The sequence below is a fragment of the Pseudomonas sp. DrBHI1 genome (genome assembly GCF_002205115.1).
Lineage (GTDB): Bacteria > Pseudomonadota > Gammaproteobacteria > Pseudomonadales > Pseudomonadaceae > Aquipseudomonas > Aquipseudomonas mosselii.
This window is the reverse complement of the sequence record NZ_NIBE01000130.1, coordinates 48,631-57,765: the sequence shown is the minus strand read 5'-3', so window position 1 is coordinate 57,765 and position 9,135 is coordinate 48,631. Positions and strand designations below refer to the sequence as shown.

Below are 9,135 nucleotides of genomic sequence, written 5' to 3'. Positions count from 1 at the left end.
CACCAAGGTCGACAGCGCGTCGATGATCGAGGAGCGCGGATCGGTGCGGTAGTCGATGGACACCAGGGGGCGTTCTTCGTAGCCCAGGATCTCTTTCAACGGACCTTCGGCCGCAACCTTCAGCAGCGTGTTGACCTCTTCAGCCGTGGTCTCGCGTTCCACTTCGAATACGCAGTCGGTCAGCGAGGCGTTGGCCAGCGGTACACGCACGGCGTGACCATTCAGCTTGCCGCGCAGTTCGGGGAAGATCTCGGCGATCGCAGTAGCCGAACCGGTGGTGGTCGGGATCAAACTCATGCCCGAGGCACGGGCGCGGCGCAGGTCCTTGTGCGGCGTATCGAGGATGCTCTGGGTATTGGTGAGGTCGTGGATGGTGGTGATCGATCCGTGGCGGATGCCCAGGTTCTCGTGAATCACCTTGACCACCGGGGCCAGGCAGTTGGTAGTGCAGGAGGCGGCGGTAACGATGCGATGCTGCGCCGGGTCGAACAGGTGCTGGTTGACGCCCATCACCACGTTCAGTGCGCCTTTCTCCTTCACTGGAGCGCAGACCACCACACGTTTGACGCCCTGATCCAGGTAGGCCTGGAGCACGGCTACCGACTTCATCTTGCCGCTGGCCTCGATGACCAGGTCGCAGCCCGACCAGTCGGTGTCTGCGATGGTCTTGTTCGCGGTGACCTGAATGCGCTTGCCGTCGATCACCACCATACTGCCCTCAGCACGGGCTTCACGGTGCCAGCGGCCGTGGACCGAGTCGAAGTTGATCAGGTGGGCATGGGTCTCGGCGTCGCCGGCCGGGTCATTGATCTGCACAAACTCGAACTCTGGCCAGTCCCAAGACGCGCGCAGCGCCAAGCGACCGATGCGGCCAAACCCATTGATGCCTACTTTGATTGCCATGTTGTTGTTCTCGCGTAGCGGTCAGGGGACGGTCAGAGGGTATTGGCGAACTGGTTGATGTAGTCGGCGTGCGCAGGGTTCTGAATTGCACGTGGGCGCAGGGCCCGGACCTGAGTAACAGCTTCCTGCACGGGAATGCCGCACTCGATCATCAGACGGGCCGCAAACAGGCCGGTGCGGCCGGAGCCGCCTTTGCAGTGAATGGCGATCGTCTTGCCAGTCATCACCAACTCTTTCAGGCGTTCCCGGTGGATCTCCCAGGCGGCAGCAAAGGGCTCGCCGGGTGCCTGGTCGTCTTCCACCGGCAGGTGGAACCATTCGAGGCCCAGCAGTTGGCACTCCTCGGGAAGCAGATCGATCTCGTTCTGCAGCAGTTCTTCACTTGGCATCAGGGTGACCAGTGCACTCGCACCGGCTTCGCGCAGCGTTGCCAGCGCCTGAGATACCGAGGTGTCCTTGGTACCTGGGCACGGAGTGAAGATCAGCTGGCCGACCAGTTCGGAATTGGCCAACACGGAATACGGGTGCAATTGCATGCTCACAAAGCCTCAAATGGATCGTTGATTGACACGCTTGGATAGTTCTTCAGCCGACTCTTTACGTTCGGAGTAGCGGTCGACCAGGTAGTCGGAGCGGTCGCGAAGCAGCAGGGTGAACTTCACCAGCTCCTCCATCACGTCGACGACACGGTCGTAGTACGCCGAGGGCTTCATGCGGCCGGCCTCGTCGAACTCCAGGTAGGCCTTGGGTACGGACGACTGGTTAGGGATGGTGAACATGCGCATCCAGCGGCCGAGGACGCGCAGCTGGTTGACCACGTTGAACGACTGGGAGCCGCCGCAGACCTGCATCACCGCGAGGGTCTTCCCTTGCGTCGGGCGCACGGCGCCCATGCTCAGTGGAATCCAGTCGATCTGCGACTTGAACACGCCAGTCATCGCGCCGTGGCGCTCTGGCGAGCACCAGACCATGCCTTCCGACCACAGCACCAGGTCACGCAGTTCCTTGACCATGGGGTGGTCATCGGGCACGTCATCCGCCAGTGGCAGGCCGGAGGGGTTGAAGATCCGCGTCTCCGCACCGAAGTGTTCCAGCAGGCGTGCCGCTTCTTCTGTCAGCAGACGGCTGAAGGAGCGTTCGCGTGTCGACCCGTACAGCAGCAGGATGCGCGGTTTATGGGTGGACTGCTGCTCGATCGCGAGCTTGTCGGCGGACGGCAGGTCGACCAGTTCGTTGTCGATGTTGGGGATGTGGTGTTCGGTCATGATTTTACTCCTGAGACAAGGCACCAGAGGGTTGATCAAACCAGCGGCGTTTGAGCCACCAGGCCACACCCACCAGTGAGATCAGCACCGGCACTTCCACCAAGGGCCCGATGACGGTGGCAAAGGCAACCGGCGAAGCGAGGCCGAAGGTAGCGATGGCCACGGCAATGGCCAGTTCGAAGTTGTTGCTTGCTGCGGTGAACGCCAGCGCGGTGGTGCGTGGGTAGTCGGCCTCCAGCAGCTTGCCCATCCAGAAGCTGATGAAGAACATCACCACGAAGTAGATGGTCAGCGGGATGGCGATGCGCAGCACATCCAGCGGCAGTTGCAGCACCATGTCGCCCTTCAGACTGAACATGGCCACGATGGTCAGCAGCAACGCCACGAGTGTCAGCGGACTGATCTTCGGAATGAAGCGTTCCTGGTACCAGGTCTCGCCCTTACTACTGATCAGGATCTTGCGGGTCAGGAAACCGGCCAGGAACGGGATGCCCAGGTAGATCAGCACCGACTGAGCGATGTCGAGGAAACTCGTCTCGATGACGCTGCCTTCAAGACCAAACAGCGGCGGCAGCAGGCCCAGGAAGATCCAGGCGTACACACTGAAGAACAGGATCTGGAAAATGCTGTTGAAGGCGACCAGGCCCGCCACGTACTGGTTGTTGCCACCGGCGATCTGGTTCCACACCAGCACCATGGCGATGCAGCGCGCCAAGCCGATGAGGATCAGGCCAGTCATGTACTCAGGCTTGTCGGGAAGGAACACTACTGCCAGCCCGAACATCAGCACCGGGCCGATTACCCAGTTCTGAACCAGCGACAGCACGAGGATGCGCTTGTCCTTGAAAACCTGAGGCAGTTCCTCGTATTTCACCTTCGCCAGCGGCGGGTACATCATGACGATGAGGCCAATCGCGATGGGGATGTTTGTCGAGCCTACCGACAGGCTGTTCAGCCACGCGGGCAATCCTTGGAACAAACTGCCCAGGGCGATACCCAGGCCCATGGCCAGAAAGATCCAGACCGTCAGGTAACGGTCGAGGAAGGACAGTCGGCTTTTGCTCATGGTGGATCTCCCTAAACGTCAGAGCGTTCCGATGCGGGCCAGCTCGACCTTGAGCTGCGCGGCATCCAGTTGTTCAAAAGGCAGTGCGAGGAATGCCTTGAGGCGTCGTTTGATCTGCTCAAGCGTGAGGTCGAAAGCCGCGTCCAATTCGGCGGCGCTACCTTGCAGGTCCGACGGATCGGAAAGCCCCCAATGGGCTTTTACTGCCGGCCCGAAGAACACAGGGCAGGCTTCGCCGGCGGCCTTGTCGCAGACGGTGATGACGAAGTCCGGTGCCAGCTCGGCGTGTGCATCGCTGGATTTGCTGCTGAGGCCATCGGTGGAAATACCGGCGCGCTGCAGCGCGGAGATGGACAGCGGATGTACCTCGCCTTTGGGCTGGCTGCCGGCGCTGTAGGCCTTCATACCGGCCGGGGCCAGGTGGTTAAACACGGCTTCTGACAGGATGCTGCGGCAGCTATTGGCGGTGCAGAGGAACAGAACTTTCATCGGTTTTGCTCGGCAATGATCAGCAGCAGGTGGCGACGCGCTGTGGGCGGTCACCCATGGCGTCCAATCGAGTGGAGCTGCTGTTCAGCCACTCGCTATTGGCCTCCAGCGTGGTTTGCAGGATCTCGCGTACCCAGGCGGGCAGCTCTGGATGCAGCCGGTAGTAAACCCATTGGCCCTGGCGGCGGTCTGCCAGCAGGTCACACGTGCGCAGCTGCGCCAGGTGGCGGGAAACCTTGGGCTGGCTTTCTTCCAGCGCACAGGTCAGCTCACAGACGCAGAGCTCTTCCTCGCGGGCGATCAGCAGCATCATCCGAATGCGGTTCTCGTCGGCGAGGCATTTGAAAACCTTGGTAGGGGTCAGTGGATCAGTCATAGCGATTCTCAGTGTTTGGTTTTCACGAGGACGAACATCTTGATGCGCTCATGGATCTCGTGAAGCGTGTGGCGGAAGGCATCGTGTTTGTCGCTGGTGATCGGATCTTCGAAGTGCCACGCCAAGCGCTCGCCCAATGCCGGCAGTAACTGGCATTCCAGCGCCGCCTTGTCGCAGAGGGTGATGACATAGTCGAAGTGTTCATCGGCGAACTCCTCGATGGACTTGCTACGCAGGCCGCTGGCATCGATACCGAGGTGCTCAAGCGCCGCGAAGGTACGGGGATCGACCTGGCCAGGCTCAGTGCCTGCGCTGAAAGCCTCGAAGCGCACAGGGTCTGTATGTCGGAGCAATGCTTCAGCGAGCTGGGAGCGAGCAGCGTTTGCGGTGCAAACAAACAGGACGCGGATCTTGCCAGTCATCACGAGGTACTCTGCGCATATGTGATTTTTCGAATATACGCTTTTTCGAATGTATCGCAACCCCTCTGAGGATGGGTGGCTTTACATGTGCATATCTGTGCACATATATTGGCGACATGACGACCAACCTGAACCTCCGCACCCAAGCCATCGACGCTGCCATCGAGTCGCTGGATGAGGCCTTCTTCAAAGCGCTCTGCGAGCCCTCCAGGGTCGCGGTGTTCAAGCGCGTGCTCCTGCTGGGCCGGGCGGATGTCGGCGAAATCGCCAAAGAGCTGCCGCAGGAGCGCTCGGTGGTCTCCAGGCACCTACAGGTGCTGCACGACGCCCAGATCGTGAAGGCCACCAAGGTGGGTCGGCAGGTGTTCTACGAAGTGAATGGTGGGGCGATCGTCGAGCGCCTTGAGGGCTTGCTCCAGCGGACCAAGGGTCTGGTGTCGCTGTGCTGCCCGTAGCTCGTGCCCTTTTTTGCTCTTATATATGCATGAGTGCGCACACATGAATAAATCGAGTCGTGCGGTGGATGTGATCGTCATCGGTGGTGGGCAAGCGGGTTTGGCGCTTGGCTGGCATTTGCAGCAACACGGCTTGGACTTTCTGATCCTGGATGAGCAGCCACGCCCGGGCGGAAATTGGCGCAACTACTACGACAGCCTGCAACTGTTCTCCCCGGCAGAGTATTCAGCGCTACCGGGGATGGTGTTTCCCGGTAATCCCCAGGGCTACCCGCTGCGAGACGACGTAGTGCAATACCTGGAGGCATACGCCGCCAAGTTTCAGCTGCCTTTTGAGGGCGGCACCCGAGTGGTGGAAGTCATGCAGAAGGAAAAGACATTCGAGGTTCGCGCGGCCAACGGATCGACCTTCACGGCGCGTGCGGTGGTCGTGGCATCGGGGGGCTTCAGCCGTCCATACACGCCAGACATTCCTGGCCAGGAAAGCTTTTCAGGTACCTGTCTGCACAGCTCGGGATATCGAACGCCTGAGGCCTTTGCTGGCCAGCGTGTCGTCGTGGTCGGCGCGGCGAACTCGGCGGTTCAAATTGCCTATGAGCTTGCCAGCGTTGCGCAGGTAGTGTTGGCGACTCGCGAGAAGATCCGCTTCTTCCCCCAACGAATCCTGGGCCTCGACTTTCATGCCTGGCTGAAACTCACCCGGTTGGAGCACACGCGATGGCTGAGTGACCAGAGCACGCCTGTGCTGGATACAGGCAAGTATCGAAAGGCCCTGGATACCGGGCGGTTCCAGCGTAAAGCGATGTTCCAGGAGGTGTTGCCCGATGGCGTTGTCTGGGTGGATGGAACCACCCATCAGGCCGACGCGCTGATTTTCGCCACGGGCTTCCGGCCGAACCTGGCGTTTCTGAGACAGCTTCCAGTCGCCGACCAGCAAGGTCGTGTCCTGCAGCGAAACGGCGTGGCAGATCAGGTGCCAGGCCTGTATTTCGTCGGGCTGCCCAAGCAGAGGAACTTCGCCTCGGCAACCCTCAGGGGTGTAGGGGCTGACGCAGGCTATCTCATGCCCCGGCTGCTTCGTCATCTGGACCGGGTTGGTTCGATGGAAAAACCCGCTCAACGATCACGCAATCCAGCCACCGACCTTCAAGACAAGCATGCTTCTCATAGACGCCAACCGTCCTGAAGCCGCAGGCCTGGCAGAGCGCGAGGCTCGCCTCGTTGAAGGTAAAAATGCGGGAGAGGACTTTCCAGAAACCACGTTCCTCTGCCTCACCGAGCAATGCTTTGAGCAGCGCCTTGCCGATGCCACGTCCGCGGACGTCACGGTGCAGATAGATCGAGAAGTCGGCGATGCCGACGTAGCACGAACGCGCGCGGTAGCTGCTCAGGTTTGCCCACGCCACTACCGCGCCGTCGACCTCAACGACCAGCACCGGATGGCGAGACATGTCGGCCACCCAGGGCTGCACATCCATAGAGGTGCGCGGCTGGGTCTCGAACGTAGAGCTGCGGTCTTCGATCCCCTGGTTGTAGATCTCGGCAATGGCCTGAACATCACCGAGTTGAGCGAGGCGGATGTGCATCTGGCTTCCTTTTCGATTGGTACGAACAACGAGCTGGATGGAGGTATCAGCTGGAGCAGATCACCCTGACCACGCCCCTGAGCTGAACAACCTACTCCATTAAGGCGATGAAGGGGATGAGCAGCGAGTCGCTAGCTCTGGTAGTGGTGCTGAAAGCAACATTGTGCGACACCCGTCCTTGAGAACGCTTCAGGAAAGCCCCGTCATGATTGCGCTGCTTCCCTGTCAAACCGTACGCTCCGAAGAAGATTACGGGATGCAGGAAGAGACGTGAATCGGGCAGCTATCGAACACATGACGGATCTGAAGAGGATGATCCAGTCGGCTATCGACGCCGGCGAGATCAGCAACCGAAGTCAGTTGCTGGCCTTAGCAGCAGAACAAGGGCTGACCGTGACTCGAAACGGCCGAGACTATGCCGGCTTCATGACGAAGAGCGAGAAACGTTTTCGTGTCCACTTCGACTTCAACGATTACGTTCCCAAGAAGCCGAAAGCAGCCCGGTTGTCTTCTCACGTTACCGAACCTGAGCAGAGCGACATTCGGGTAGACGGACCAGATGAGATCACGCCCGAGCAGCCTCACAAGGCGGGAGCAAAGGCCGTTGGCTCTCAAAAAAAGATGCCGAAAGCGCGGAGGAAAGCACGCAATCCAACGACTGGTTTCTGGATCTATGCGCTGATCGCTCATAGCAAAGACGGCAGGAGAAAAGCCTGCTACGTAGGCCAGGCCGCCCGACTGGCAAAACGCTTCAGGGAGCACTTCAATGAAAAGCGAGAGGGGCATTGCTCCTACGCTTTGCTCCGCTGGGCGGAGCACGAGCAGGTAGATGTTCAGGCTGTGGTGCTGACTTGGGCCGAAGGAACTCAAAGCAATGCAACTTATTTTGAGGGCTACTGGCTTCAGAGAGCACTCAATGCGGGCTTCCAAGCACCTGACGTCCACAACTGGGGAAACCTACCTAGGCCAGACAGTTTGCCTGGGCAACCCAAGCTCTGGCCCACTGAGCTGGTTCAATCTCGATCGCTCTCTCTGGTAGAGGTAGTCATGCAGAGAATCACCCCCAAGGCCCTCTACTTGGACGCGGTGCCGACAGGCATGGTCCAGCTCGGCCTGTCCCTCACCCTTCACGCGGATAACGCGGTTGATCGGTTCGCCTGACCATATTGATCAGCACGGAGAGGGCTAGAAAAGCCCATTTACCCTTCAGCCGCCTACGCACAGATTGCGCGCAAACGTCCAATGGTGACATCGATGATCTACGCACCGTTCCCTGGGGAATTTATTGCCTCAGCCTTACGCCGAGGAAAAGAAATCCTGGGAATACGCTGTAGGCAGAGTGATTACCAAATTACTAAAGTAAGTCCACGCTCATCCAAGGACCGCTGGCAGATTGTACTGCCGCCAGTATTTCAGGATGACGACATTGCCAAGCTGGCTTTGTACGAGAACACGCTATACCCGCTATTTTCCGTTATGGGACGTACAGTTTACTACGGCAATTACACGCCTAATCGAAACTGGAGAATATGTTTTCATTGTGTCGAGGAAGATTCAGAGACATACGGCTCGCCGTTCATTCATGTCGCCCATCTAACTCGCTCAGTGACGCTCTGCTATAAGCACGCCGTGCGACTTGCAGAAAAATGTCCATCTTGTGGAGCCTACATACACTCGCACGATCTAGCATCTATCATCGACTGTAGTGTTTATTTCCCTGACGTTTCAAACGCTGCAGGATCGCAGCATCATGATTATGCAATTTTTGTTAATTCACTTTTAGACTTTAGAGATTCGACTTACAGCCAACCCTGGGTTAATAGCACGCTTTCAGATAAATATATTCAAGTTTTACATAGCGGCGATCATTTCACGGGATATACTTCTTACAGACAAGAAATTGGTCAATTCCTAGGCATGCATTTCAATGAGACAATGAGTGATTACCTCTCACTGGATTTTTGCCTAGCTCTCGCATTTTTAGGGTTCAGGGACGCAGAGTCGCTCATGTCGATCTTGAAGCGCCCGTCCGAGGGCCCGCGTGAGCCAGTAATACGTGCGCATCCGCGCTGAGCGTCGGCTGTATGCGACAATTGGAGCCCCCTCACGAGGCACTGGGATCACGATGATGAGCAACGACGTCGGGCATCGGTCATCAACGGCTCTGAAAGTGGCCTTGCGGATCATCAGCGCTTGGCGGGCAACGCCGCATCAGGCATGCCGAATCCTGCGCATTTCACCGTCGACCTACCGACGGATAGTTCAAGGGCATACCGCTGGAAAAAGGCTCGACCTTGACCAACTACAACGCATCGGGTTCGTGCTTGAAATCCACGCAACGCTGCGAACCGTCTTCGACAGCCAGTACAACGTCCAAGGATTCCCTGGCTTCAAGAACGGCAACGAGTTTTTTGAGGGCCGCAGTCCTCTGGAGGTCATGGCTCAGGGCGACATGATCGCGATCTACGAAACCTACAAGCGCATCGAACAACTAAAGAGCTTCGCCACGATCGCCTAGGTTTGATGCAGTTCGGTCATCGCTATAGGCGCCAAACGATACGAGCCGGCGCCCC

12 protein-coding genes and 1 pseudogene are annotated in these 9,135 nt (G+C 58.5%); 5 read left to right on the top strand and 8 right to left on the bottom strand.

Translation table 11 applies throughout. The annotated features are described in order from the left end of the window. The 7 genes from CC207_RS24235 to CC207_RS24205 all read right to left on the bottom strand — a co-directional run. The coding region (locus CC207_RS24235; RefSeq protein ID WP_088852894.1) for an ArsJ-associated glyceraldehyde-3-phosphate dehydrogenase at positions 1-903 on the bottom strand (903 nt) is incomplete at its 3' end. A gap of 32 nt (positions 904-935) precedes the next feature. Beyond that, positions 936-1,439, bottom strand: a complete 504-nt coding sequence (locus tag CC207_RS24230; RefSeq protein ID WP_023628530.1) for a cyclin-dependent kinase inhibitor 3 family protein — start codon at positions 1,437-1,439, stop codon at positions 936-938. Positions 1,440-1,451: 12 nt separating this feature from the next. After that, positions 1,452-2,168, bottom strand: a complete 717-nt coding sequence (gene arsH, locus CC207_RS24225; RefSeq protein ID WP_023628529.1) for an arsenical resistance protein ArsH — start codon at positions 2,166-2,168, stop codon at positions 1,452-1,454. A 4-nt stretch (positions 2,169-2,172) separates the two neighbouring features. After that, positions 2,173-3,234 carry an ACR3 family arsenite efflux transporter gene (gene arsB, locus CC207_RS24220; RefSeq protein ID WP_023628528.1) on the bottom strand — a complete coding sequence of 354 codons (1,062 nt, stop codon included), beginning with the start codon at positions 3,232-3,234 and terminating at the stop codon, positions 2,173-2,175. Between the two features lie 18 nt (positions 3,235-3,252). Further along, positions 3,253-3,723, bottom strand: coding sequence for an arsenate reductase ArsC (locus tag CC207_RS24215; protein WP_088852893.1), 471 nt, complete (start codon positions 3,721-3,723; stop codon positions 3,253-3,255). A gap of 19 nt (positions 3,724-3,742) precedes the next feature. After that, positions 3,743-4,099 (bottom strand): metalloregulator ArsR/SmtB family transcription factor, encoded by a 357-nt coding sequence (locus CC207_RS24210; protein WP_088852892.1) that lies wholly within the window; start codon positions 4,097-4,099, stop codon positions 3,743-3,745. Between the two features lie 8 nt (positions 4,100-4,107). Continuing rightward, the gene (locus CC207_RS24205) at positions 4,108-4,521 is read right to left on the bottom strand and encodes an arsenate reductase ArsC (protein WP_088852891.1); all 414 of its coding nucleotides are present in this window, start codon (positions 4,519-4,521) and stop codon (positions 4,108-4,110) included. Positions 4,522-4,637: 116 nt separating this feature from the next. On the opposite strand from CC207_RS24205, the gene CC207_RS24200 reads away from it, so the two are divergent. Then, positions 4,638-4,976, top strand: coding sequence for a helix-turn-helix transcriptional regulator (locus tag CC207_RS24200; RefSeq protein WP_023628526.1), 339 nt, complete (start codon positions 4,638-4,640; stop codon positions 4,974-4,976). Positions 4,977-5,019: 43 nt separating this feature from the next. Further along, positions 5,020-6,063 (top strand): annotated as a pseudogene (locus CC207_RS24195) (flavin-containing monooxygenase); the annotation flags it as partial. Here the strand turns inward: CC207_RS24195 and CC207_RS24190 are convergent. Beyond that, positions 6,038-6,562 (bottom strand): arsinothricin resistance N-acetyltransferase ArsN1 family A, encoded by a 525-nt coding sequence (locus CC207_RS24190; protein ID WP_123902525.1) that lies wholly within the window; start codon positions 6,560-6,562, stop codon positions 6,038-6,040. The pseudogene CC207_RS24195 and the gene CC207_RS24190 overlap by 26 nt on opposite strands. A gap of 270 nt (positions 6,563-6,832) precedes the next feature. Here CC207_RS24190 and CC207_RS24185 point away from each other — a divergent pair, with 270 nt between their 5' ends. The 3 genes from CC207_RS24185 (at position 6,833) to CC207_RS24180 (ending at position 9,080) form a co-directional block, all read left to right on the top strand. Next, positions 6,833-7,723, top strand: a complete 891-nt coding sequence (locus CC207_RS24185) for a GIY-YIG nuclease family protein (RefSeq protein ID WP_237750120.1) — start codon at positions 6,833-6,835, stop codon at positions 7,721-7,723. A 93-nt stretch (positions 7,724-7,816) separates the two neighbouring features. After that, positions 7,817-8,635: a hypothetical protein gene (locus CC207_RS26900; protein WP_123902527.1), complete on the top strand. Its 819-nt coding sequence runs from the start codon at positions 7,817-7,819 to the stop codon at positions 8,633-8,635. A gap of 55 nt (positions 8,636-8,690) precedes the next feature. Beyond that, positions 8,691-9,080, top strand: coding sequence for an antitoxin Xre-like helix-turn-helix domain-containing protein (locus tag CC207_RS24180; RefSeq protein ID WP_038707634.1), 390 nt, complete (start codon positions 8,691-8,693; stop codon positions 9,078-9,080). The last annotated feature ends 55 nt before the right edge of the window (positions 9,081-9,135 follow it).

What these genes read in the sequence shown, in the direction of transcription:
- CC207_RS24230 (WP_023628530.1), bottom strand. Translation starts at nt 1,439, where the DNA reads ATGCAATTGCACCCGTATTCCGTGTTGGCCAATTCCGAACTGGTCGGC.
- arsH (WP_023628529.1), bottom strand. Translation starts at nt 2,168, where the DNA reads ATGACCGAACACCACATCCCCAACATCGACAACGAACTGGTCGACCTG.
- arsB (WP_023628528.1), bottom strand. Translation starts at nt 3,234, where the DNA reads ATGAGCAAAAGCCGACTGTCCTTCCTCGACCGTTACCTGACGGTCTGG.
- CC207_RS24215 (WP_088852893.1), bottom strand. Translation starts at nt 3,723, where the DNA reads ATGAAAGTTCTGTTCCTCTGCACCGCCAATAGCTGCCGCAGCATCCTG.
- CC207_RS24210 (WP_088852892.1), bottom strand. Translation starts at nt 4,099, where the DNA reads ATGACTGATCCACTGACCCCTACCAAGGTTTTCAAATGCCTCGCCGAC.
- CC207_RS24205 (WP_088852891.1), bottom strand. Translation starts at nt 4,521, where the DNA reads ATGACTGGCAAGATCCGCGTCCTGTTTGTTTGCACCGCAAACGCTGCT.
- CC207_RS24200 (WP_023628526.1), top strand. Translation starts at nt 4,638, where the DNA reads ATGACGACCAACCTGAACCTCCGCACCCAAGCCATCGACGCTGCCATC.
- CC207_RS24190 (WP_123902525.1), bottom strand. Translation starts at nt 6,562, where the DNA reads ATGCACATCCGCCTCGCTCAACTCGGTGATGTTCAGGCCATTGCCGAG.
- CC207_RS26900 (WP_123902527.1), top strand. Translation starts at nt 7,817, where the DNA reads ATGATCTACGCACCGTTCCCTGGGGAATTTATTGCCTCAGCCTTACGC.
- CC207_RS24180 (WP_038707634.1), top strand. Translation starts at nt 8,691, where the DNA reads ATGAGCAACGACGTCGGGCATCGGTCATCAACGGCTCTGAAAGTGGCC.